The following is a 24393-nucleotide window of genomic DNA, read 5'->3' as shown; positions in this document are numbered from 1 at the left end:
CCACCCGTGCGCGTTCTGATCCACAATAGCGATTCGCCCCACAACCGCGGGGACCGGGCGATCCTCGCCGGCAACGTCGAGCTCGTCCGCCGACGGTGGCCCGACGCCGAGATCGTCTCGCTGTCGCAGTACCCCGAGCGGGACGCCGCGTGGTTCGGGATCCGGTTCCTGCCGGTGTCGCCGTACAGCACCGGCATCGGCGACCTGTTCGCCCTGCTGCGTGCCGCGCGCAGCGCCGACGTCGTCCTGTGGGGTGGCGGCGAGATCCTCAAGGACTACACGAACAAGCTCGGCCTCGTGTACTGGTTCGGCAAGATGCTGCTCGTCCGTGCGGTCAACAAGAACCTGGTCGGGGCCTTCCAGGGCATCGGTCCGACCACCGCAGGCGTCAGCAAGCGCCTGATCCGCGCCACCGTCGACCTGTGCCGCTCGTTCGCCGTCCGCGACGACGAGTCCCGCGAGAAGCTCCTGGCGTGGGGCGTGACGACGCCGATCGTGTCGTCCTTCGACCCGGCCGTCGTCGGCACCGTCACGGCGCCGGACGCCGGCGTGCTCGAGCGCCTGGAGCGCACCACGGGCCTCACCGCCGAGCGTCTCGACGGTTCGATCGGGTTCGGCGTCCGCCGCTGGTTCCACTACAAGCGCAGCGGCTGGATCCCGTTCCGCTTCCTGCCGAAGCGCTTCCGCCAGACCGGCGTCGACAGCGACCGTCTCGTCACCTACCGCCAGGCCGTCGCGGACCTGGCCGACCGTGTGATCGACCGGTGGGACGCCGACGTCGTGTTCTACCCGATGCACATGGAGGCCTCGGAGGGCGATGCCGCCTTCGCGCGCGAGGTCATCGCCCTCATGCAGCACGGCGACCGCACCCACGTGGTCGAGGCCGACGAGTTCTCGCCCGCCGAGTACGCCGGCCTGATGTCCCGCAGCCGCCTGTTCCTGGCGAGCCGCCTGCACTCCGCCATCGTCGCGACCATCGCGGGCGTCCCAGCCGCCGTGCTCTACTACGTCGACAAGGGCCGACTGTTCTTCGAGCAGATGGGCCAGCAGGAGTTCTCGAAGCCGATCGAGGCCGCGCTCGAACCCACGTTCGTCGACGACGTCACGGCACAGCTCGAGGCACTCGACGCGAACCGTGACGCGGTCCGCGAGCAGCTCGCCGACGGCGTCGCCCGGATGGCGACCGCCCTCGACGCCGACTTCGCCGAGGCCACCCGCCGGACCCGCTGACGTCCGGCGGGGCTACTCCGTCTTCTTGGCGAACGCGCGGAGGTTCGCGCCGTCCGCGCTGCGGTAGACGTCCTGGTCGCCGGGGAGCGTCCCACTGGCCGCCCACTGCCAGAAGCGCCATCCGGTCGACTTCCAGCTGGCCCCGAGCGTCCCGGGGCCGGAGAAGTCCTTGACCGGGTAGATCGCGACGAACAACGGGTTCTTCGAGAACCGGATGCTGTTGTTCGTGCAGCGCTTCCACCAGTCGGTCGTCGTGTAGATCGCCGGGTAGCGGTGCGTCTTCTTGTAGACGGTCGCCGAGAAGTCCGCGATCCACGACCGCATCTGCGGCCAGCTCTTGCCGTAGCAGACGCCCTGCGCCGCGGTGCCGTACTCGATGTCGAGCAGCGGGGGGAGCGTGACGCCGTCGGCCGTCCACTGCCCGCCGTGGGCGAAGAAGTAGTTCGCGGTCGCCGCGCCGCTGGCCTTGCTCGGCTGGGCGTACACGTAGCCGCCGCGGATGAAGCCGGCGTTCTTGGCGTTCCGGTACTGCGACGCGTACGTCGAGCTGACGTACGAGACGCCCTCGGTCGCCTTGATGTAGGCGAAGCGAGCGCCGAGCCCGTAGGCCGCCGTGAAGTCGACGTTCGGCTGCCAGGCGCTGACGTCCATGCCGTTGATCTTGCCCGTCGGGCGCTTCGCCGCGGCGGCGACCTTCGTGTTCGTGCCGAGGGGCGTCGGCCCGACGGGCAGGTCGGCGGCCACCCGGGTCTGCCCGGCGTGTGCTGCGATGCCGGCACCCATCACGTGGTTGCCGCTCGCGTCCATCTCGGCGACGGACGGCCCGGTCGTGGTCGTGGTCCCGGTCGCCGTCGTGCCCGCGCTGGTGCCGGCGCTCGGGCTGGTCGAGGCCGTCGCGGTGCCTGCTGTCTCGGACCACGCCGGACCGGCCACCAGTGTCATCGCCCCGGCCACCACCGTCGCCGTGCCCAGGCCGAGGAGTCTTCTGCTGGATCTGCGCATGCGTTCTCGTCTTCCTCGTCGAGATGCGTGGAGCCCTGTCGCCCACGTCGCGTCCGAGCCATGGTAGCCGCCGAGTCGCGGGGCCTGGCCGCTCAGCGCACGCTGGACTCGCGCACCGGCTGGACGGTCTCGACGGTGGGGATCGGCTCCCGCGAGGCGACCTCGGCGGCGGCGTGACGCTGCCGCTGGTTGAGGAAGTTCCGCTCGACCAGCCACCAGAAGCCGACGCAGAGTGCGATCGTCACGGGCACCACGACGACGACCATGACGAGGAACTGCCACTTCGTCGAGAGCCCCAGGGGCAGCAGGAGCAGGTTGCCGAACGCCAGCAAGGGGCTGTGGAAGAGGTAGACCGAGTACGAGACGAGTCCTGCGAGGACGAACGGCCTCCAGGCGAGGAACCGCGAGAACCAGGTGTGGTGGCCCGTGACGGCGGCCACGCCGAGCCACGTGAGGACGATCCCGGAGAGCACGCCGATGGCGATCTCCGACGGCCAGGTCTGCTGCTGGAAGTACAGACGACGCGAGGCGAACATCAGGACCATCGCCGCGGTCGCCGCGACGACGAGGGTGCCGGTCACCCAGCCGGTCCACCGCGGCGCGAGGAACCGGAGTCGTCCCTCGAGGTGCGCGTCGCGGGCCCGTACGGTGATCGCCGCCGCGAGCATGCCGATGGCGAAGAGCCCCACGAACCACGGGTGCATCGAGGCGTACCGGTTCTCGACGCCCATCCAGAGTCCGGCCGCGACGAGGACCGAGGTCGTCACCCATCCGCCGAGCAGGCGCCACATCGGCAGGATGAGCAGCGCCATGAGGAAGTAGATCTGCCACTCGATCGCGACGCTCCACATCGGCCCGTTGATCTTGCCGATGTACGTCGGGAAGAAGTCGTGCACCAGGAACAGGTGCGTCAGGAACGCGCCCCACCCCATCGGGAGCTTCGTGTCCCACTGCGTGCCGTTCGGGTTGTGCATCACCGGTACGAACAGGACCACCACGGCGAAGAGCACGAGCGCCGCCCAGTAGGGCGGGAGGATCCGTCGGGCACGTCGCCAGATGAACTTCCAGAAGCCGCCGGGCACGCGGTAGCCGTCGGAGCGGGTCATCACCGGCAGCATGAGCACGTAGCCGGACAGCACGATGAACAGTGGGACACCGAGGTAGCCCCACCCGATGATCGGACGCATCCACGGCATGTCCGTCTTCGCGGCGTCGGTCAGGCCGGTGAACAGGTACGTGTGGTGGAACACGACGGCGAAGGCTGCGAGTCCTCGAAGCCCGTCGAGGTACGTGAACTCGAGTCGGGCGCTCTCCCGTGGCTGGTTGGGCAACGGCATCCTCGTGTCGGTGTTCGGTCGGTCGTGTCGGCGGCAAGTTTCGCACACACCGGAGCGGCTAGCATGACCTGAGCTCAGCAGCACCGGCAGGAGACCCGTTTGTCAGGAACCACCAGCGACGCCCCGGCCCCCGAGGGGAAGCGTCCGCCGTCCTGGCGACGGTTCCTCGTCAAGGCGGTCCCGATCGCCTTCTACGTGCTCCTCGCGGTCTTCCTCGTGCTCTACGTCCGCAGCGTCGACTGGGGCCAGCTCGCCGGCCTGGACTGGCAGTGGTCCTGGGTCGTCGTGGCGACGCTGATCAGCCTCGGGTTCCGCTACTGGGGCGTCGGCATCTGGTTCTACCTGCTGCGACGGCTCGGCGCGACCGGCCTCAAGGGCTCCGGCGTGACGCTCACCTACGTGTACGCGAAGTCCTGGATGGGCCGCTACATCCCCGGGGCCGCGACCTGGATCATCGGCAAGGTCTACTTCGCCTCGAAGCACGGTGTCTCGAAGGCCCGGCTCGGCGTCAGCGGCCTGCTCGAGGGTGCGCTGCAGATCGCCGCCACCCTCGCCCTGGCGCTCGTGCTGCTGCTCATCGACCCCCGCACGCACGCGCTCGACCCGTGGCTCATCGCGCTCATGGTCGCCGCGTTCGTCGGCTGCGTCGTCTGCCTGATCCCGCGGGTCTTCGTCTTCCTGATCGGCATCGCGCTGAAGATCCTGCGCCGCAAGCCGCTCGAGGCCGACGTCCGTCCGAACCTCGGCACGGTGCTCGGCGGCGCCGGGCTGTACGTCGCCGGTGCGATCCTGTCGGGCACCGCCTACTACTTCATCACGCTGGCGGTCTACCCGACGCTCCAGCTCAGTGACGCAGCGTTCGTGATCGGTGCCGCGAGCATGGCCTCGGCGATCAGCATGCTCGCCGTGTTCGCCCCCGGTGGCCTCGGCGTCCGCGAGGGCGTGCAGGCGCTGCTCCTCGCCATCGTGATGCCGGTGCCCATCGCCCTCGTCGTGGTCGTCGTCACTCGCGTCTGGAGCCTGGCGGTCGACGGGCTGTTCCTGCTCTGCGCCGCAGCACCGACCTGGTTCCGCCGCGGCCGCCCGACCGACGACCCGTCCGCGGTGGAGGGCAGCGCCCCCGCCGCGTGACGCCAGGTCACGACGCGGGCACGGCCACCCGACGGTCGGCACGGGCGACCTGGACGACCGACGTGACCAGGCCGACGGCCACCAGCACGACCACGACCACGAGCACCGCTGGCGGCACCGGCCCGATCTCGGAGTAGCGGAGCAGCCCGCGGCCCGTCACCGGGAACAGGGCGGCGTTCCAGAACCACGCCGACGCCACCGCGAACCCGTACACGCCCACGGCGGGCAGCAGGACGGCCAGGGCCACCGCGACCCACGAGCGTGCGCGTCCGGCGGGTACCAGGCGACGCCAGGCCAGGGCGCTCAGCACGATCAGGCACAGGATCGCGGGGAAGTAGTAGCGGCCCTGGGTGGCGGCGACCTCGGTCGTCCGGAGGTACGCGCCCGCGCTCGTCTCGTTCTGGATGCCGATGAGCAGTGCCGGGAACACCGCCAGGCACAGGGCCACCCGCAGGTCCGGGCCACGCCGGAACGCCCAGCCGACCAGGACGACCAGGACGATGATCGTCAGGACGGCGGTGAGCAGGTCGCCCATGCTCACCTGTGCCCGTGCACCGAAGCTGCCCCAGAACGTGCGTGCCAGGGTTCCCCAACTGACGTCGAGGAAGTGTCCCAGGGTCGGGTGCTCGCCCGGTGGGAAGTCCTTCGGCGGCCGCATGGACGCGTAGCCGTTCGGCTGGATCCGGCCGTAGGCGAACCAGTTGTGGACCCACCACCAGGCGCCGATGCCCCCAGAGACGGCCATCGCGACGACGGTGCGCACCACCCGTTGCCGCAGGGACAGCACCCCGGCACCGGCGAAGAGCACGACGACGGCGACGAACGGCACCGCGGGCAGGCCAGTCCCCTTGATCCAGACCAGGGCACCGAGGACCGCCGCCAGGGCGATCGTGGTGCGCCACCGGGTGTCGCCGGTCAACAGCCGGGTGGCGAGCCAGACGACGACGCCGGCGACGAGCAGCACGGGGGCGTCGTTCGAGAACGATGACCCGATGGACGCGAGCTCGGGCGTCGCGAACACCGCGAGCCCGCCGACGAGCGCGGCGCGCGGGGAACGGGTCACCCGGCGGACGGATGCCCACGCGAGCAGGGGGAGTGCGGTGACGGCCAGGACGTCGGCGAGTCGGAGCGCGATGAACGCCCGGTCCCAGCGCAGGTCGCCGAAGTCCACGGCCCGGAGCACGGCGGCACCGGCGAGGTAGGCGGTCGGCGGGTGCTGGGTCATCTGGTTCACGGTCGCGGACGGTCCGGGAGCGTTCTGCAGCAGCTCGCTGACGGTCGACCACTGGCTGGACGGCTTCGTGGCCAGCTCGGTCTTCGCGGCCTCGACGGCGTTCGTGACGTGCAACGCACCGGGGGCGGCCCAGGCGTCGCCGAGTGCGACGTGCACGGCGGCGTCGATGTGGGCGGTCTCGTCCGGAGCTTGGAAGACCGGCACGACCAGCGCCCAGGCGACGAGCCACAGGCCGAAGGTGGCGGTGACGACCGCGATCGCCACACGCTCCCAGCGAGCGGTGCGGGGTGGCGCGGTGGTCGGGGTGCTGTCGCGGGTGCGGGTGGTGGTCTCGTGGGCCGTCACCCGATCGATCCTAGAGCGCGTCCTGACGTGCGACGTCCGCGGCCGCGGGCACCGTGGCGGTGCGTTCGGGGTGGTACACCCACACCTTGTAGAGCCAGAAGCGGAACACCGTGCCGAGCACGAGGCCGACGATGTTCGCGACGTTGTCGGCGAAGACCGAGGTGAGTCCCATCGCGTAGTGGGACACCCCGAGGCACGCGAGCGCGATGACCATGCCGCCGAGCGAGACGACGACGAACTCGACGCCCTCCCGCGTCGCGACCGCACGGCGCTGCTCACGGAACGTCCAGTACCGGTTGCCCATCCAGTTCACGAAGATGGCGACCACGGTCGAGATGACCTTCGCCAAGAACGGCCCGGAGTGCACGTCGTCGGGGTTCAGGACGGTGATGCGCAGGACGTTGAACACCGTGGTGTCGACGACGAAGCCGACGGCGCCGACCACGCCGAAGCGTGCCAGCTGGGCAATGAGGCGCCGCACGTGCCCTCCAGGATCCGTAGAGTTGTCGCGGGTCGTGCACAGTGCGACCCGAACAGCGATTGTAGACAACGCGTTCACCCCGGTCGGTGTGAACGCCGGAAGGATCACACAGCATGGCGTTGCGCGTCGGGGTCATCGGCGGAGGACAGCTGGCACGGATGATGGTGCCGGCGGCCGTCGAGCTGGGGATCGACATCCGGGTGCTCGCCGAGGGGCCGGGCATGTCGGCCGCGATCGCCGCCACGGCCGAGGGCGACTACCACGACGTCGAGACCGTGCTGGCGTTCGCCCGCGAGGTCGACGTCGTCACGTTCGACCACGAGCACGTGCCGCAGGACGTCCTGCGCGCCCTGGTCGACGCCGGTGTGGCGGTCCGCCCCGGCCCGGGCCCGCTGGCCGTCGCGCAGGACAAGATCACGATGCGCTCGAAGCTCAGCGAACTCGGTCTCCCGGTGCCGGACTGGGCCGCGGTGCACGACCCCGACGAACTCCGCGCGTTCCTCGACGAGCACGGCGGCCGCGCGGTCGTGAAGACGCCCCGCGGTGGCTACGACGGCAAGGGCGTCCGGGTCGTGTCGGACCCCTCGGACGTCGACGACTGGTTCATCGCGGTCGCCGAGGCCGGCGGCGGGCAGGCGCTGCTCGCCGAGGAGCTCGTGCCGTTCACCCGCGAGCTCGCGCAGTCCGTCGCCCGTCGCCCCTCCGGCCAGGTCGTCGCGTGGCCGCTGGTCGAGACCGTGCAGCGCGACGGGGTCTGCGCCGAGGTCATCGCCCCCGCGCCCGACAGCGCCGGACGCATCGCCGACGTGACGGAGTCGATCGCGGTCCGCATCGCCGAGGAGCTCGGGGTCACCGGGGTCCTGGCCGTCGAGTTGTTCCAGACCGCCGACGAGCGCATCCTCATCAACGAACTCGCGATGCGACCGCACAACACCGGCCACTGGACGATCGACGGCGCGACGACGAGCCAGTTCGAGCAGCACCTGCGCGCCGTCCTCGACCTGCCGCTCGGTGCCACCGGGTCGTTCGCCCGGGCCGCCGTGATGGTCAACGTGCTCGGCGGACCGGCCGACGGCGACCTCGCCGCCCGCTACCCGGCCGCGCTCGAAGCGTTCCCCGAGGCGAAGTACCACTTCTACGGCAAGGCACCGCGCCCCGGTCGGAAGATCGGCCACGTCACGGTGATCGGCGACGACGTCGACGACGTCGTCTACCGGGCGCGCGCCGCGGCGGCGCACTTCGACGACTGACACCGGGTCCGTCGACCGGGCGGATGACGGACTGGGCCCACGCCGCCGGTACCGGAGCGACGCGCCAGCGGTGGTCCGGCCGTGCCGGTGGGGGGAGGCCCGTGGCCACGCCGCCACGGGCCTCCCGTCCGTCTGCGGGTCGCGTCCAGGGCGCAGGTGCGTCCCCAGGACTGCCGACACCCGCTCGGGTGGCACCCGCACTGGCGGGTGGTGACCGGCAGCGGCCCGTGTTCCCATGGACCGGTCAGGGGTCGACCGTCCGAGGAGTGTGTCCATGCGCCGCCGTCCGCGCCGTGCTGTCGTCTGCGGCACCGCCGTCGCACTCACCGCCCTCGCCGGCGCGCTGCTGCCGGTGAGCGGCGCGTCCGCTGCCACGTCCGCCACGACGATCCGGTCCGCATCGGCTGCGTCGCTGTACGGTGCCGGTCCGTACCGGTCACCCACGAGCGAAGCAGCCAAGGCGGCCACCGCGCTCGCCACCGCGGACCCCGCCGGTGCCGCCGCAGCCTCGACGATCGCGCGGTACCCCGTGGCGACCTGGCTCGGCGAGTGGACCCAGGGCGCCCAGTTGACCAAGACGATCAGCGCTGCGGTCACCGGCGCCGACGACTCCGGCACCACCCCGGTGTTCGTGTTGTACGCGATCCCGGACCGGGACTGCGGCGGGTACTCCGCCGGCGGGTTCTCGGAATCCTCCTACGACGCCTGGGTCGACCAGGTGACCGCCGCGCTCACTGGGCACCGCGCCGCCGTGATCGTCGAGCCGGACTCCCTCGCGATGCTCAGCAACGCGAAGTGCAGCACCACGCTCGACGACCAGCGCTACCGGATCCTCTCCCGCACCGTCGCCGGGCTCACCGCCGCCGGGGTGCCCGCGTACCTGGACGCCGGCAACTCGAACTGGGTGCCGCCGGCGACCATGGCGGCCCGGCTGGACAGCGCGGGCGTGCAGCAGGCCCGCGGGTTCTTCACGAACGTCGCCAACTACTACCCGACCGCCCAGGAGCAGGCCTACGCGCAGAAGGTGTCCGCTGCGACCGGTGGCTCGCACTACGTGATCGACACCTCGCGGAACGGACAGGGCTGGCGCGGGACCTGGTGCAACGGTCCCGGCGCCGGACTCGGCACCTCGCCCCGGGTCGTCGCCGACGGCACCGCACTCGACGCCCTGCTGTGGGTGAAGACCCCCGGCGCGAGCGACGGCACCTGCAACGGCGCCCCGGCCGCGGGCAAGTGGTGGTCCTCCTACGCCCAGGCGCTGGTCGCGAACGCCCGCCTCGGAGTCCCCGCGGCCGACCTCGCTCCGCAGGGATCGCTCGAGGTGGTCGCCGGCACCGGTGGTGGTGTCCGGGTCCGGGGTTGGGCCTTCGACGAGGACGACCCCACCCAGCCCGTCCGGGTCCGCGCCACGGTCGACGGCGTCGCCGCGGGAGCCGTGACCGCCGGACTCCGCCGCAGCGACGTCGACGCGGCCGCTGGTGTCGGGGCGACCCACGGCTTCGAGGCCGTCGTCCCCGCTGCTGCCGGCGCTCGCCGGGTCTGCGTGACCGCGGTCAACATCGGCGCCGGCTCGGACACCACGCTCGGGTGCGCCACCGTCCGCGCCTTCCGGCACGATCCGTACGGCTCCCTCGAGTCGGTGCAGGCGGTGTCCGGCGGTGTGGCCCTGCGCGGCTGGGCGTTCGACGGCGACGCCGTGACGACCGCGACCTCGGTGGTGGTCAGCGTCGACGGACGGCGGGTGCAGTCGTTGTCAGCGGGCCGGACGCGCGCCGACGTCGACCGGACCTGGGGTGCCGGTGCTGCGCACGGGTTCGCCGGCACGGTGTCTGTCACGGCGGGCAAGCACAAGGTCTGCGCGGTCGCCCGGAACGTGGGGCTCGGGGCGGACCGGCTCGTGGGTGCCTGCCGGACGGTGACGGTCGGGCGGCGCTGACGGTGCGGCGCTGACGGTGCCGCGCTGACGGTGCGGCGCTGACGGTCCGGCGTGGCGAGGTCGCTCCGTGCGGGATGATGGGCGCATGCCGCGTGATCTCGTCCGCCGGGCCGCTCGCCGACTGCGCCGAGCCGTCATGGGCGCACCCGCCACCGCACCCGCCGCCACCGCACCCGGGCCGCGAGTCGCCGTGCCCGTGCCCACACCGCTGCCGGTCCTGGGCTACGTCGTCGCGGGCGGCGGCGGCGCGCACCCCGCGTCCGCCCACGTGCGGGTCGTCCGGCGGACCGAACACCTGGCCGCGAGCGGTACCGCGCGGGTCCGGCAGGTCGACCCCGGCGCGTTCGTCGACGGGACGGACACGACCCCGTACACCGCGGTCATCGTCCAGCGGGACAACCTGCCGCGCGACGCGGTGCAGACGTTCCTCGACGTGGCCGCAGCACGGGGGATCCGCGTCGTCGCAGAGGTCGACGACGACTTCTTCACCGACTCCGGACGCGAGCGGTTGTCGCGGGCCGAGTACGACCCGGACCGCCTCGCCTCGATCGACGCACTGGTCCGCGGCGCCGACGTGGTCGTGGTGAGCACGCCGGAACTCGCCGACGTCGTGCGTCCGGTCGCGCGCGAGGTCACGGTGGTACCGAACGCCCTCGACCCCGGACTCTGGACACCCGGAGCGACCGAGGACGACGACGAGCGCCCGCACGACGAGCACCGGGTGCTCTACATGGGCACGCTCACCCACGCGGCCGACCTCGAACTGCTGCGCGACGTCTTCACCGACCTGGCCACCGCCGACGGCACACCGATCCGGCTCGAGGTCATCGGGGTCACCGACGAGGGCGGCGCCGACTGGTTCCGCCGTGTGGAGGTGCCGGACGGCCACTACCCGGCGTTCTCCCGCTGGCTCGTGGCGCACCGCGAGCGTTGGCGGGCCGGCGTCGCGCCCCTCCGCGACGAGGAGTTCAACCGCGCCAAGAGCGACCTGAAGTTCCTGGAGTACACCGCGCTCGGCCTGCCCGCGGTGGTCTCCGACCGGCCTTCGTACGCCGTGGCACGAGCCCACGGCGCCGTCGCGGTGCCGGACGACGTCGGGGCCTGGCGCGATGCGGTGCGCGCCGCCGTCGAGCGCGGGACGGCCGATGACCGGGCCGTCCGGTGGGTCACCGAGGAGCGCACGATCGGCCGCGACGACGACGCCTGGCGCCGCGTGCTGCTCGGCTAGGCTCGTCGCGTGACCGACACCGACGCACCCGTCCAGCCGCTCGTCTCGATCATCATGGGGTCGGACTCCGACTGGCCGACGATGCGTGCCGCGGCCGACATCCTCGCCGAGCTCGGCATCCCGTTCGAGGCGGACGTCGTGTCGGCGCACCGCACGCCCGACAAGATGACCCGGTTCGCCCGCGGCGCCGCCGAGCGTGGCATCCGCGTCGTGATCGCCGGTGCCGGTGGCGCCGCGCACCTGCCGGGCATGGTGGCGTCGATGACCACGCTGCCCGTGATCGGCGTCCCCGTGCAGCTCGCACGGCTCGACGGCCTCGACTCGCTGCTGTCGATCGTGCAGATGCCGGCCGGCATCCCGGTGGCGACGATGGCCATCAACGGTGCCGCGAACGCCGGACTGCTCGCCGCGCGGATCATCGGCACCTCGGAGCCCGCGGTCGCAGCTCGCCTGACCGACTACGCCGACGGCCTCGAGCGACTCGTCGAGGAGAAGGCTGCGCGTCTGCGCGACTCCCTCTAGGGACCCGCACGACGGCGTCTCCGCAGCACACCGCAGCGACAGACGGCGTCTCCGCAGCACACCAGAGGCTGCTGCGCTCCTCCCCAGAACGGGGGACGCAACACGGTGCTGATCAGCACTTTCTCGGCGTGGACGGACCGTTCTGCAACCCCCGCGTACTGGGGATACGTCGGCGCTGTCAACCCCGCGCGCGGGCTGCACTTCGCAACTACGGTGAACGGCGGGTGGTCGAGATCCGGCCACCCGGCACCCACGGGAACGGGTGCGAACCGTCACGTCAGGGAGTGACAGCTCATGCAGCAACACGCAACCAAGCGGGCCGCGCTCACCGTCGTGCTCCTCGGCGCCGTGCTCGTCGCAGGACCGTTCGGGTCGGGGACCGCAGCGTCCGCCAGCTCGGCACCGACCGCGGACGTCGGGGCGTTCAAGCTCACCTTCCGCGAGAACTTCAACACCCCTGCGGCCGCCAACGGCGTGTTCGCGAAGACCTACGCGAAGTCGTGGCAGCCCTACCCGGACGGCACCGGGGGGATGTACTACTCGGGCGCGCAGATCAGCGCGCACGACGGGTACATGGACGTGAAGCTGGACGGCAAGCACGGCTCCGCCGGGACCTTCGGCACCCCGACCGGGGCATGGGGACACAAGGGCGGGAAGTTCATCGTCCGCGCCAAGGCCCTCGGCGGCAACGGGAACGGCGCGGCCTTCATGCTGTGGCCCTCGTCGGACAAGTGGTCGGACGGCGAGATCGACTACCCCGAGGCGAACTTCGACCAGAAGCCGATGCTGCACCACCACTCGATGACGCCCGGGCAAGAGGCCAACGCGACGAGCATGAGCACCGGCGTCACGTGGCGCTCCTGGCACACCTACTCGATCGACTGGGTGCCGGGGAAGTCCGTCAGCTACCGCCTCGACGGCAAGGTGATCAAGAAGATCACCAAGCACGTGCCGAAGACCGCGCACCGCTACATGTTCCAGGTGGGCAACTGGGGCGCCACCGGGCACCTGTGCATCGACTGGGTCGCCACCTACGCCTACAAGGGCTGACGCCCGAGGCGTCAGAGGTCGGCGTGCAGCTGCCAGGTCTCGGCGGCCGAGTCGCTCCAGTCGTACATGCGGGCCCGGTCGGGTCCGGCGACGGCGAGCTGCCCGGCCAGCATGGGGTCGTTGACCACCTGGTAGACCGCCTGCGCGATCCGTTCCGGGTAGGAGTCCCGCGGGCTCCGTGCGACGGTCACGCCGGCGTCCGACGCGACCTCGGCCACGGCGGGGTCGTCGGAGTGGATGACCGGGGTCCCGAAGCTCATCGCCTCGATCACGGGTAGCCCGAACCCCTCGGCGAGGCTCGGGAACACGAACACCGTGGCTCGGTCGTAGACCACGGCGAGGTCGGCGTCGTCGATCCGTCCGAGCACCTTCACCCGGTCGCGGGCGAGCCCGGCGCGTTCGGCGGTGCCGTACACGTCGACGTCGCCCCAGCCGTCCGGGCCGGAGATGACGAGCGGGATGTCGGCGGGGGCGTCGGGGTGCGCGAGCGCCTCGATCAGGGACCCGAGCGCCTTGCGCGGTTCGAGCGTGCCGACGGCCAGTACGTAGCGGTCCGGCAGGCCGAGACGCTCGGCGCGCAGGTCGGCGTCGACGGGCAGCCGCAGCCGACCGCTCGGGGCGCCGCCGATGACCCGGAGTCGGTCGTCGAACCGGTGGATCTCGTTCAGCGCGCTCGCGACCGCGTGGGTGGGCACGACGACGGCATCGGCGTGCTTCCACGCGCGCTTCACCATCGCCTTGTGGAAGTGGACGCCGCGGGGCGTCAGGGTCTCGGGGTTCGTCCACGGCACGGTGTCGTGCACGGTGACGACGGTCTGCCGGCCCGGGTCCTGGAAGCGGTCGTGCTTGACCAGGGGAGCGAGGACGCTCGGCGCGTGCACCATGCCCTTCGCGATGCCACCGACGAAGCCGCCCTGCCACGCGAGCGAGAGTTCACGGCGGGCCAGCGGCAGACGTTGCAGGTCGGACAGACCGGGCAGCAGCGTGCGCAGGTGGGCCATCTCGTCGGAGCCGACCGCCGACACGACCCCGGCCACGTCGCAGCCGGTCGGCGCGTTGGCGACGAGGTGCCGGGCGAGCTCTTCGGCGTACCGCCCGATGCCGCCCGGAACGGGGGCGACGACCTGGTCGACGAGGACGTGGAGGGTGGTCATGGTGCTGGTCTCCTCGTCGTGGTGATGGGGCCGAGGACCGGCCCGGCGCCCGGCTGCCCGACCCTACCAGGGCGGGCGGGCCGGCCCCTGAGCGCCGCCGGCGGGGTGCGGCAGGGGACCGAGACGGGAGGCCCGGATCACGTCCGCGACGCGGCGGACGTGATCCGGGCCTCCCGGTCGACTGCCGTGCCTACGTCGTCAACGCTCCTGCGGCCACCGCGGCGCGCAGCGCCTCACGCCAGTCGCGCATCGGCGCGAGGCCGGCGCGCGACCAGCCGTCGTGTCCGAGCACGCTGTACGCCGGGCGCGGCGCCGGACGGACGAACGCCGCGCTGTCCGTCGGCAGGACGCGCTCGGGGTCGAGCCCGAGCTCGGAGTAGATGGCGCGGGTGAAGTCGAACCACGACCCCTGCCCGGCGTTCGTGCCGTGGTAGACGCCAGCGGGGGCGTCCCCGTCGACGAGCTCGACGATCCGCGCGGCGAGGTCGCCGGTCCACGTCGGCTGACCGACCTGGTCGGTGACGACGCTCACGGTGTCGTGCGAGCCGGCCAGCCGGAGCATCGTCGCGGCGAAGTTCGGCCCGTGCGCACCGTAGATCCAGGCGGTGCGGACGACGTACGACGTGTCCGGAGCGATCTCGCGCACGAACGCCTCGCCCGCGGCCTTGGTGCGGCCGTAGGCGTTGATCGGGTCGGTCGGCGCGTCCTCGGCGTACGGGGCGGTGCCGTTGCCGTCGAAGACGTAGTCCGTCGACACCGTGACGAGCTTCGCACCGTGGCGGACCGCGGCCTCGGCCAGGAGCTTCGGGCCGGTCGCGTTGACGGCGAAGGCGTCGTCCTCGTGGTCCTCGGCGTCGTCGACCTTCGTGTACGCGGCGGAGTTGATCACGACGTCGTGCCCGGCGACGGCGGCGTCCACCGCGGCCGGGTCGGTGATGTCGAGCTCGGCGCGCGAGCGTGCCGTGACGTCGCGGCCGGCGAGCGCGGCCTGGAGGTCACGGCCGAGCATGCCGGCGGCGCCGGTGATGAGGTACCTGGTCATGCGATCGCTGCGCGCTCCTTGAGCGGCTCCCACCACGAACGGTTGTCGCGGTACCACTGCACGACGTCGGCCAGGCCCTGCTCGAAGGGGACCTGCGGCTCGTAGCCGAGCTCGGCCTGGATCTTCGAGATGTCGACCGAGTAGCGCAGGTCGTGCCCGAGCCGGTCGGCGACGCGGTCGACGTACGACCAGTCCTTGCCGGTGGCGTCGAGCAGCAGCTGCGTGAGCTCCTTGTTGGTGAGCTCGGTGCCGCCACCGATGTTGTAGATCTCGCCGGCGCGGCCGCGGGTCAGGACCATCGCGATGCCGCGGGTGTGGTCGTCGACGTGCAGCCAGTCGCGGATGTTGTTGCCCTCGCCGTAGAGCGGGACGTGCACGTCGTCGATGAGGTTCGTGACGAACAGCGGGATGACCTTCTCGGGGAAGTGGTACGGCCCGTAGTTGTTCGAGCACCGCGTGATCGACAGGTTCAGCCCGTGGGTGCGGTGGTAGCTGCGGGCGAGCAGGTCGCTGCCGGCCTTCGACGCCGAGTACGGCGAGTTCGGTTCGAGCGGGCGCTCCTCGTCCCACGAACCCTCGCTGATGGAGCCGTAGACCTCGTCGGTGGAGACGTGCACGAAGCGCTCGGTGCCGTGGCGGAGCGCGGCGTCGAGCAGACGCTGGGTACCGACGACGTTCGTCTCGACGAAGATGCCGGAGTCGCGGACCGATCGGTCGACGTGGGACTCGGCGGCGAAGTGCACGATCGCGTCGACCGTGGGGACGACCTCGTCGAGCTTCGCGGCGTCGCGGATGTCGCCGTGCACGAAGGTGTAGCGGGGGGAGTCCGCGACCGGGGCGAGGTTCGCCTCGTTGCCGGAGTAGGTGAGGGCGTCGTAGACGACGACCTCGGCGCCCTCCAGGCCGGGGTAGGCGTCCTGCAGGGTGCGACGGACGAAGTTCGAGCCGATGAATCCGGCTCCGCCGGTGACGAGGATCTTCACGTGGTCTGGTTCCTTTGCGTTGCCGTTGGCGTTGGATCGACTGCTGATTCTAGGGTGTCGGCCGAACGGTCGTCGGGACCGTCCGTCGCGTCGCCGTCGGGACCGGTGACCGGGCCGTCGCCGGGGTCTGCCGGTCGGCGTCGTCGTCGGCGCCGGACGGACACGGACACGAGCACCGAGGCCGCGACGGCCACCAGGATCGCGCCGCCGGTGACCAGGCCGCCGATCGCTGCGCGGGGGACCGCGTAGTGCAGGCGGACGGTGTGCTGGCCCTTCGGCACCCAGACCGCGCCACCGGCGTTGTCCGCCGTGACGAGGTCGCTGGGTTCGCCGTCCACCGTGGCGCTCCAGCCGGGGCGCAGCACCGAGTCGGCCACGACGAGCCAGCCACCCGCGGACGCGTCGACGCCCGCCACGGTCTCGTTCGTGTCGCCGTCCTGCAGGTCGACGGTGGCGTCGCCGCCCCCGGCCGTGTGGTCGGGCGTGCGGTTCAGGACGACCGTGTCGTCGGGCAGTGACGGGTCCGCGAGCGTGCGGATCCGGTCGGCGGCCGTGGTCACGACCTGCTGGTCCGACGCCCACCGCACCCGGTCGAGCGCCGAGTCACGCTCGTAGACGGTGGCGTCGCCCGTGTGCACGACGGACACGCCGTCGCCGGAGACCGGTCGGGTGATGCTCATCACCGCGTGGCCGTCGTCGTCGGTGCCGATCGGCACGAGCTTCGACTGCCCCGTGATCGTGATGCGGACGTGCCACTTCGTGTCCGCGGGGATGTCCGAGCCGGGCAGGGCGATGTTCCGTCCGCCGCCGAGCGCCGGCACCCAGCTCTCGGTCTTCGCCAGCGTCTTGCCGGTGCCGTCGGCGATCACCGCGACCGTCATGGTCATGCCGCCCTTCGACGTCGTCAGCGCCGGGGGGCCGGTGATCGTGATGCCGTTGAGCGGTCCGCTGTTCGTCGCCGAGTCGACCGACGGGTTGTCCGCGGTGAGGTCGGACCACTTCGTCTGGGAGTCGCCGTCCTCGGTGGTCCCGGCGAGCGGTGCCGAGGGGTCGGCGACGAGGTACTTCGTCGCGACGCGGTCGAGGATCGGCGACTCGACGAGCGACGGGATCAGGTTGGGCGAGAAGCTCAGGTACGTGGCGGTCGGGTACGTGTCCGGGTCGAGCGACCGCATGAGCTGCTTCCACTCCTTGGTCTGGAACGCGTGCCCCGTGACCGAGCGGATCCCGTAGTACGTGGCCGAGCCGGGCAGCGTGGCACTGCCGGTGGTGGCGTAGCGCTCCTGGTCGGAGACGTTCTGCTGCAGGTACGCGAGCGCCGGCGTCGTCGGGTAGAAGGTCGAGAGCGACGCGATCGGCCACCACTTCTGCGTGGCCGAGATCGCGGGGACGACGACCATCGCGGCGATCGCGACGGACACCAGGACGTGGACCACGCGCGACCGGAAGAACCAGGCGAGCAGCACGGCGACACCCACGGCGGCGCCGATGATGCCGACCGTCAGGGCCTCGACCTTGGTCTGGTGGACGTACTCGGTCGGGACCGCCTCGAGCGCGAGCATCGTCTGCAGCCCGATGGACAGCGTGAACAGCACGACGAGGACGATCGCGACGATCCGGCCGGTCCGGCGGAGCGGGCTCGCGGCACGGAAGCGGGCGAGTTCGTCACGCAGGGTCTCCGGCTCGACGACGCGACCGAAGCCGATGCCGGCGAGTGCCGCTGCGAAGAACCCGACGACCACGCGGGCGCGACCGATCGGGTTGCTGTCGAAGACGGGGAGTTCCCGGGCCGCGGCGAGGATCGGGCCGCCGAGGAACACGAGCACGACGCTGAAGGCCAGCATCGCGGCGACGATCGTCAGGACACCACGGGTGCGACGGCGGGCGAGGACGCCTCGGTCGGCCGACAGCTGGCTCGTGGCCGGACGGATGAGCACCGCGGCGGCGATGAGCACGACCGCGGCGATGCCGATGTAGGAGTACTCCTCGACCGGGTTGCGGTTGCTCCACGCGGCACCGGAGCTGCCGAGGAACGAGACGTCGGGGATCCACGACGTGACCATCGGCCGCGACCCGAGTCCGCTCCCGCCGTGCTGTCCACGGCCGCCGAAGTCGACGACGTTCGAGGCGCTGATCGCGAAGGGCAGGAGTTGCCACGCCGAGAGCAGCAGGCCGAAGACGATGCCGCCCACGGCGATCAGTCCGCTGAGGACCACGCCCCGCAGCGCACGGTGGGCGACGATCGTGCGGGCCAGGAAGAAGATCCCGCCGACGAAGAGGCCGTAGCCGACCACGGCGGGGAAGCCGCCGAGCAGCATCGAGGCCACGACGGCCCCGACGCCGATGACGTCGCGCGCCCGGAGCTCGACCGCGGCACGGTCGATGGCCCAGAAGAGCAGGGGGATGAACGCGGCGACGCGGGTCTGCGGCCAGTTCGACCACGCCACCATGAAGCCAGACGAGGCGAAGACCAGCGAGGCGATCGGCCAGGCGGCTCGTGGGACGCTCCACCGGCGCAGCAGGAGCGACATGCCGACGGTGACGGCCACGATCTCGAGCAGCTTCACCGCACCCGGCGCGTAGCTGAACGGCAGGATCCACCACGGCAGCGACAACGGCGACCACGCGCCGGAGTTCGGCACCCCGCCGAGTTCGACGCCACCGGCGACGAACGGGTTCCACGCGGCGAACACGCCCTCGTGTGCGCTCCGCACCAGCAGCGTGGTCTGCGGGAACACGCTGTCCAGCGTGTCGCTCGTCAGGATGTTGGTCGACCCCGTGGTGGTCTCGAAGGACTCACCCCACGGCGTGTACCGGTTGAGCAGGCCGGTGTTCAGGAAGGTGCCGTGGCCGATGAGCGCGGGCCCGATCGTGAACACCACGAACGCCACCAGCGCTGCCCATGCGACGATCTCCACCCATCCCTGGGGACGGCGGAGCCAGAGCGCGAAGCGGGTCCGTCGGTCGAGGCGGTCCGCCACGCGCTCAGTCGCCATACCGCTGCAGCTTCTGCAGGTCGAGCTGTTCCTCGGCCAGGGTGCGGTTCAGTCGCGTCAGGTCGGCGACGACCCCGATCACGACCGCCAACAGGGCGGTGATGAGCAGGACCACGCCGAGGATGATCGACTGCAGGTGGTTCCCGCCCGTGTGCATGGCGAGGAGCACCAGGTAGCGGACGAGCGGCCAGGCGCCGAGCGCACCGAGGATCGCGGCGACCCAGGCGAACAGCGCCATCGGGCGGTACATCAGGTACACGCGGGCGATGGCGGACCCGGACTGGAACATGTGCTGCCAGATGTTGCTGAACAGCCGCGACTCGCGGGTCTTCGGGTTCGTCGTGATCGGGATCGAGGCGATCGCCAGACGCTTGTACCCGGCCTGCACGATGGTCTCCATGCAGTAGCTGAAGCGCGTCACGATGTTCAGACGGATGAGCGAGTACTTCGAGTAGGCACGGAAGCCGCTCGCCGCGTCGGGCAGGTCGAGTCCGGCTGCGCGCGACGCCACCCAGGAGCCGAAGCGCTGCATGAGCTTCTTGAACCCGGAGAAGTGCTCGATCGTGCGCGTCTGGCGGTCGCCGATGACGATCTCGGCTTCCTGGCGGAGGATCGGCTGCACGAGCTCGGCGATCTGCGCCTGGGGGTACTGGTTGTCGCCGTCGGTGTTCACGACGATGTCGGCGCCGTGGAGCAGGGCGTAGTCCACCCCGTCGCGGAACGACCGGGCGAGACCCATGTTCGTGGTGTGGTGCACGAAGTGCCGCACACCGTGCTCCTTCGCCACCTCGACGGTGCGGTCCGTGCTGCCGTCGTTGATGACGAGGACCTCGATCTCGTCGATGCCGTCGATCTGCCGTGGGATGGAGTCGAGGACGCTCGCGAGGGTGTTCTCCTCGTTGAGGCAGGGGATCTGGATGAAGAGCTTCACGGGTACGCAGTGTCTCGTTTCTGGGTTCCGGCAGGTGCGCGAGGCCAGGACAGCCTATGCGACCGCAGGGATCGGTGCAGGTCCGGCCTGCCGCCGGTGGGTGTCCGGGCGGCTTGGTAGGGTGCAGCAGTGCAGATCCGCGAACTCAAGATCCCCGGCGCGTGGGAGTTCACGCCCGTCCAGCACGGCGACGCACGAGGAGCCTTCCTCGAGGCGTACCGCGCCGACGTCCTCGAAGAGACGGTCGGCCACCCGCTGGACCTCCGCCAGGTGAACATGTCGATCTCGTCGGCCGGCGTCGCCCGCGGGATCCACTACGCCCTCGTCGCCCCGAGCCAGGCGAAGTACGTGACCGCCGTCCGCGGCGCCTTCATCGACTACATCGTCGACATCCGCGTCGGTTCGCCGACGTTCGGGCAGTGGGACTCGGTCCGCATCGACGACGTCGACCGCAAGGCCGTGTACCTGTCCGAGGGCCTCGGCCACGCGATCGTCGCGCTCGAGGACCAGTCGACCGTGAACTACCTGGTCAGCGCGCTCTACGACCCCGAGCGAGAGAAGGGGATCACGATCCTCGACCCGACCGTCGGACTCGCGCTGCCGGACGGCATCGGTGACCCGGTGCTGTCCGAGAAGGACACCAGCGCCCCGACGCTCGAAGCGGCCGCGGCCGCCGGTCTGCTGCCGACGTACGAAGAGTGCGTCGCCTACACCGAGTCCCTCCGCACGACGAAGTAACGAAGTAAGGAAGCGATCCCGATGAAGGGCATCATCCTCGCCGGTGGATCCGGCACGCGCCTCTGGCCGATCACCAAGGGCATCAGCAAGCAGCTCATGCCGATCTACGACAAGCCGATGGTCTACTACCCGCTGTCGACGCTCATGATGGCCGGCATCCGCGAAGTGCTCGTCATCACGACGCCGGAGTACAACGAGCAGTTCAAGGCCCTGCTCGGCGACGGCTCCGCCCTCGGCATGGAGATCCAGTACGCCGTGCAGCCCTCCCCGGACGGGCTCGCGCAGGCGTTCGTCATCGGCGAGGACTTCATCGGTGACGACAGCGTCGCCCTCGTCCTCGGCGACAACATCTTCCACGGCACCGGCCTCGGCACGAGCCTGAAGAAGAACACCGAGGTCGCGGGTGCGACGATCTTCGCGTACCACGTGGCCGACCCGAAGGCCTACGGCGTCGTCGAGTTCGACGACGACTTCTCGGCCGTCTCCATCGAGGAGAAGCCGGCCGAGCCGAAGTCGAACTACGCCGTCCCCGGTCTGTACTTCTACGACAACAAGGTCATCGAGATCGCGAAGACGATCGAGCCGAGCGCCCGTGGCGAGCTCGAGATCTCGACGGTCAACGAGCGGTACCTCGAAGCCGGCGAGCTCGGCGTCCAGGTCCTCGACCGCGGCACGGCCTGGCTCGACACCGGCACGTTCGAGTCGATGATGCAGGCGTCCGAGTACGTGAAGGTCATCGAGGACCGTCAGGGCTTCAAGATCGGGTGCATCGAGGAGATCGCCTGGCGCAACGGCTGGATCGACGACGCGCAGCTCGCCGAGCTGGCCGCGCCGCTCGTCAAGGGCGGCTACGGCGTCTACCTGCAGCGTCTGCTCGGCTCCTGACCCGCACGTGACCCCCGGTCCTGGTTGGTTCGGTCGTCGTCGTCGCGGTACGACGGCGGCCGTCGAGCCCGACCAGGTGTCCCGTCCCGTGCCCGGACCGGCGGCTGCCGTCGTCCGCGTGTCCGGCTTCGACGGCCCGTTGCCACACCTGGACCGCGACGTCACGGTCCTCGTCACGACCCGGTCCGACCGGCACGACGAGGTCGACCGCCTGGTCACCGTCGCCCGTCAGGCCTTCGGCCCCCCTGCCGACGTCCGTGCGGTGAGCTACGTCGCCGACGCTTCGCCGCGTGACCCGTTCGACCGCGGACTGCCGTGGGTGCACCCGGAACCGGTCGACGGCATCGGCTCGGCGATCAACGCCGGGGTCGCTGCCGGTGTGGGGCGGACGCTGGTGCTGCTCGACACCTCGGTGACGATCGACGCCGAGGGGCTCCTGGCGCTCGCGACGGCCGACTCGGTCACCCAGGCCCGGGTGCTGCTGCCGGACGGCTCGGTCCGGTCCGGCGCTCGTCTCCTCCGCCCGGGTGCCCTGCCGTGGTCGGGGAGCAGTGCCGACGTCGACACCGTGTTCGCGGTGGACCAGCCGGTGCTCGCGGTGCCGGGCTCGGCCGTGGTGCCGGCACCGTGCCTCCCGGACGAACGCATGACGCTGACGGCCTGGACCCGCGCGGCCGCGGACGTGCACGGCGGGCAGGTGCGCGTGGTCGCGGCGGCGAGCCGTTCGGTGGAGCCCGGTCGCACGGTCGACGCCGCGACCGTCGACGCGTTCAGCGTGTGGCGCGACCGCGCGCCGGAGGCAGAGCGCGTCGTGGCCGGGCCGCCGCTGCCGCCGTGGGGGGCACGCCCCGTGTCGCCGACGACTCGATCGGCCGGCGACACCGAGGCCCTCGTCTGGTCGCTGAAGATCGCCGCGCCGGCCGGAACCGGGGGCGACGGCTGGGGCGACGTGCACTTCGCGGCCGAGCTGGCGGGTGCGCTCGAACGGCTCGGACAGCGTGTCCGGATCGACCGGCGCGACGCGCACGTGCGGGACGACGACGCCGCGGACGACGTGACCCTGGTGATCCGTGGGCTCGACCGCGTGCCGCCGAACCCCGCGTCGGTCAACCTGCTCTGGGTGATCAGCCACCCCGACGACGTGGCGGACACCGAGTTGCGGTCGTTCGACCGTGTGTTCGCGGCCGGCCCCGCGTGGGCGGCGGCGGCGTCCGCACGCTCCGGTGTGCCGGTCGCCCCGTTGCTGCAGGCGACGGACCCAGCCGTGTTCCGACCGGTCCCGGCGCAGGGTCCTGACGCCGGTCGCGTCGTGTTCGTCGGGTCGACCCGCGGTGTGGTCCGGCCCCTCGTGGCGGACGCCGTGGCGCTCGGCGCGGACCTCCGCGTGCACGGCCCGGGATGGGACGGTCTGGTGCCGGCCGGTTCGCTCGGCGAACCGTCACTGGCGCGCAGCGAGGTGGCGACCGCCTACGCCTCGGCGAGGGTGGTGCTCAACGACCACTGGGACGACATGGCGGCCGGCGGGTTCGTGTCCAACCGGGTGTTCGACGTCCTCGCCGCCGGCGGGGTCGTGGTCACCGACCCGGTGGAGGGGATCGCCGACGTCCTGGACGTCCCGACGCTCGCGGTCGCGCGGGACCGTGGCGACCTGGCGGCGCTGCTCGCGCCGGACCGTGCGTGGCCGTCGGCCGCCGAGCGAGCCCGCGTGGCCGCCCGGGTCGCCGCCGACCACTCGTTCGACGCCCGGGCGCGCGTGCTGCTCGACGCCGCGTCGGCCGGCCTCCGGAAGCTGCGCGGCGCGGACTGATCGTCCGGGAGCACTGCGGGTCAGTCGACGCTCACGCGTTCGCCAAGGACCCGCGCTCGAGCTCGGCGACGAGCTGGTCGGGGTGTGCGAGGTCCATCGCGCGGGTGTTCACGTAGAGCAGGCGGTCGAACTGCACGAGCAGGCGGACGATGACGTCGTGCTCGAGCGCCACGAACGCCGCAGCCCGGTCGGCGTCGTCACCGAGGATGGCCAGCATGCTGTCGTTCAGGTCCTCCGACGCGGCGATCGCGTCGGCGAGCTCGTCGACGTTCTCCGCCGTGATCCGGACCTGCTCGACCGCGGGTCCGGTCTTCCGGAGGAACCCGATGGCCGTGTACGGGACGGCGTGCGCGAACACGTCGCCCGAGTAGAGCTCGTCCGCGTGGATCCGTGTCGAGATGAGGAACTCGCGGCGCAGCACACGCTCGAGCACCCACCGCAGGACGTTCTTGGTGTAGACGGCGACCTGGTACTTCGTGGGGATCCGCGCGTTCACCAGGTTGCGGATGTTGTAGGTGAAGACGTGCAGGGGTCGTGCGTACGGGTGCACGCGGCCGGTGGCGAGTTCGACGAACAGCAGGTCGTCGCCGAGCAGCTTGTAGCCGGCCGCCATCAGGGACATCGAGAGCGTCGTCTTGCCGGTGCCGCCGTACGCGGGCAGCAGGAAGCCCTTCTCGGTCGACGCGACCCCGCCCGCGTGCAGGAGCAGGACGTCCTCTTCGAGGAGCTTCGCGTAGACGATCGGCTCGAGCACCTGCGCCTGCAGGTACACACCGATGGCGTTCATGTAGACGCGGTCGACCGGGTGGTGGCGGAACCAGATCGAGACGTGGTCCGTGTCGATGCCCCGGACGATGTACGAGTAGCGGAACAGGCCCTTGAAGCGATCGGTGCGCACGATGTCGCCGGGCTCCGGCTTCGGTGGCCGCTTGGTGACGTGCACGTCGACGCGGAGCGACGCCGTCGTCGTGGTGCCGTCGTCCGAGATGCGCGCGTACTCGTTGTCGAAGTACCGACGCCAGCCGGCGTGCCCCGAGTGGAGGACGACGTCGAGGATGCCGTAGAAGCGGTAGGTCAGTGCGCTGCTGGAGCGCACGCGGTGCGGGGCCAT

20 protein-coding genes are annotated in these 24393 nt (G+C 71.3%); 10 read left to right on the top strand and 10 right to left on the bottom strand.

From position 1 onward, the window contains the following. The first annotated feature begins 6 nt into the window (after positions 1-6). Positions 7-1230: a polysaccharide pyruvyl transferase family protein gene (locus tag ITJ60_RS00465; protein ID WP_194646328.1), complete on the top strand. Its 1224-nt coding sequence runs from the start codon at positions 7-9 to the stop codon at positions 1228-1230. Positions 1231-1242: 12 nt separating this feature from the next. On the opposite strand, the gene ITJ60_RS00460 is transcribed toward ITJ60_RS00465, so the two are convergent. Both ITJ60_RS00460 and ITJ60_RS00455 read right to left on the bottom strand, forming a co-directional pair. Then, positions 1243-2232 carry a GH25 family lysozyme gene (locus tag ITJ60_RS00460; protein WP_194646327.1) on the bottom strand — a complete coding sequence of 330 codons (990 nt, stop codon included), beginning with the start codon at positions 2230-2232 and terminating at the stop codon, positions 1243-1245. Positions 2233-2324: 92 nt separating this feature from the next. Continuing rightward, entirely contained in the window at positions 2325-3563 is a 1239-nt protein-coding gene (locus ITJ60_RS00455) for an acyltransferase family protein (RefSeq protein ID WP_159573674.1), read from the bottom strand. Positions 3564-3668: 105 nt separating this feature from the next. Here ITJ60_RS00455 and ITJ60_RS00450 point away from each other — a divergent pair, with 105 nt between their 5' ends. Next, positions 3669-4700, top strand: a complete 1032-nt coding sequence (locus ITJ60_RS00450; RefSeq protein ID WP_194646326.1) for a lysylphosphatidylglycerol synthase domain-containing protein — start codon at positions 3669-3671, stop codon at positions 4698-4700. Between the two features lie 7 nt (positions 4701-4707). On the opposite strand, the gene ITJ60_RS00445 is transcribed toward ITJ60_RS00450, so the two are convergent. Continuing rightward, complete coding sequence (locus tag ITJ60_RS00445; protein WP_194646325.1) at positions 4708-6279, bottom strand: DUF2142 domain-containing protein; 1572 nt, start codon at positions 6277-6279, stop codon at positions 4708-4710. A gap of 10 nt (positions 6280-6289) precedes the next feature. Beyond that, on the bottom strand, positions 6290-6760 hold the full coding sequence (locus ITJ60_RS00440; RefSeq protein ID WP_194646324.1) for a GtrA family protein: 471 nt from the start codon (positions 6758-6760) through the stop codon (positions 6290-6292). Positions 6761-6873: 113 nt separating this feature from the next. Between ITJ60_RS00440 and ITJ60_RS00435 the strand changes: the two genes are divergently transcribed. From ITJ60_RS00435 to ITJ60_RS00415, 5 genes are all read left to right on the top strand, one after another. Next, positions 6874-8010 (top strand): 5-(carboxyamino)imidazole ribonucleotide synthase, encoded by a 1137-nt coding sequence (locus ITJ60_RS00435; RefSeq protein ID WP_159573670.1) that lies wholly within the window; start codon positions 6874-6876, stop codon positions 8008-8010. A 274-nt stretch (positions 8011-8284) separates the two neighbouring features. Next, entirely contained in the window at positions 8285-9946 is a 1662-nt protein-coding gene (locus ITJ60_RS00430; RefSeq protein WP_194646323.1) for a glycoside hydrolase family 6 protein, read from the top strand. A gap of 85 nt (positions 9947-10031) precedes the next feature. Beyond that, entirely contained in the window at positions 10032-11174 is a 1143-nt protein-coding gene (locus ITJ60_RS00425; protein WP_194646322.1) for a hypothetical protein, read from the top strand. A gap of 54 nt (positions 11175-11228) precedes the next feature. Beyond that, entirely contained in the window at positions 11229-11696 is a 468-nt protein-coding gene (purE, locus tag ITJ60_RS00420) for a 5-(carboxyamino)imidazole ribonucleotide mutase (RefSeq protein ID WP_228505476.1), read from the top strand. 294 nt (positions 11697-11990) lie between these two features. Then, complete coding sequence (locus tag ITJ60_RS00415) at positions 11991-12746, top strand: glycoside hydrolase family 16 protein (protein WP_159573667.1); 756 nt, start codon at positions 11991-11993, stop codon at positions 12744-12746. An 11-nt stretch (positions 12747-12757) separates the two neighbouring features. Here ITJ60_RS00415 and ITJ60_RS00410 read toward each other — a convergent pair whose 3' ends face one another. From ITJ60_RS00410 to ITJ60_RS00390, 5 genes are all read right to left on the bottom strand, one after another. Next, positions 12758-13900, bottom strand: a complete 1143-nt coding sequence (locus tag ITJ60_RS00410) for a glycosyltransferase family 4 protein (protein ID WP_159573666.1) — start codon at positions 13898-13900, stop codon at positions 12758-12760. Between the two features lie 190 nt (positions 13901-14090). Next, positions 14091-14942, bottom strand: a complete 852-nt coding sequence (gene rfbD, locus ITJ60_RS00405; protein WP_194646321.1) for a dTDP-4-dehydrorhamnose reductase — start codon at positions 14940-14942, stop codon at positions 14091-14093. Continuing rightward, entirely contained in the window at positions 14939-15925 is a 987-nt protein-coding gene (gene rfbB, locus ITJ60_RS00400) for a dTDP-glucose 4,6-dehydratase (RefSeq protein WP_159573664.1), read from the bottom strand. The genes rfbD and rfbB overlap by 4 nt, the downstream gene beginning before the upstream one ends. Further along, positions 15922-18921, bottom strand: coding sequence for a hypothetical protein (locus ITJ60_RS00395; RefSeq protein ID WP_194646320.1), 3000 nt, complete (start codon positions 18919-18921; stop codon positions 15922-15924). Before ITJ60_RS00395 ends, rfbB begins: the two co-directional genes overlap by 4 nt. Beyond that, the gene (locus tag ITJ60_RS00390) at positions 18911-19852 is read right to left on the bottom strand and encodes a glycosyltransferase family 2 protein (protein ID WP_138803750.1); all 942 of its coding nucleotides are present in this window, start codon (positions 19850-19852) and stop codon (positions 18911-18913) included. The genes ITJ60_RS00395 and ITJ60_RS00390 overlap by 11 nt, the downstream gene beginning before the upstream one ends. A 129-nt stretch (positions 19853-19981) precedes the next feature. Between ITJ60_RS00390 and ITJ60_RS00385 the strand changes: the two genes are divergently transcribed. The 3 genes from ITJ60_RS00385 (at position 19982) to ITJ60_RS00375 (ending at position 23282) form a co-directional block, all read left to right on the top strand. Next, complete coding sequence (locus ITJ60_RS00385) at positions 19982-20590, top strand: dTDP-4-dehydrorhamnose 3,5-epimerase family protein (protein WP_194646319.1); 609 nt, start codon at positions 19982-19984, stop codon at positions 20588-20590. A 21-nt stretch (positions 20591-20611) separates the two neighbouring features. Continuing rightward, entirely contained in the window at positions 20612-21475 is an 864-nt protein-coding gene (gene rfbA / locus ITJ60_RS00380) for a glucose-1-phosphate thymidylyltransferase RfbA (RefSeq protein WP_159573661.1), read from the top strand. Between the two features lie 118 nt (positions 21476-21593). Further along, entirely contained in the window at positions 21594-23282 is a 1689-nt protein-coding gene (locus ITJ60_RS00375) for a glycosyltransferase family protein (RefSeq protein ID WP_194646318.1), read from the top strand. 31 nt (positions 23283-23313) lie between these two features. Here ITJ60_RS00375 and ITJ60_RS00370 read toward each other — a convergent pair whose 3' ends face one another. Beyond that, a complete protein-coding gene (locus ITJ60_RS00370) occupies positions 23314-24393 on the bottom strand; it encodes a hypothetical protein (RefSeq protein WP_194646317.1) in 1080 nt (359 codons plus the stop codon).

Source organism: Curtobacterium sp. VKM Ac-2884 (assembly GCF_015350945.1).
In the GTDB taxonomy this organism is placed as follows: Bacteria; Actinomycetota; Actinomycetes; order Actinomycetales; family Microbacteriaceae; genus Curtobacterium.
Note: the sequence above shows the minus strand (reverse complement) of the source record. Positions and strands in the feature narration are given on the sequence as shown.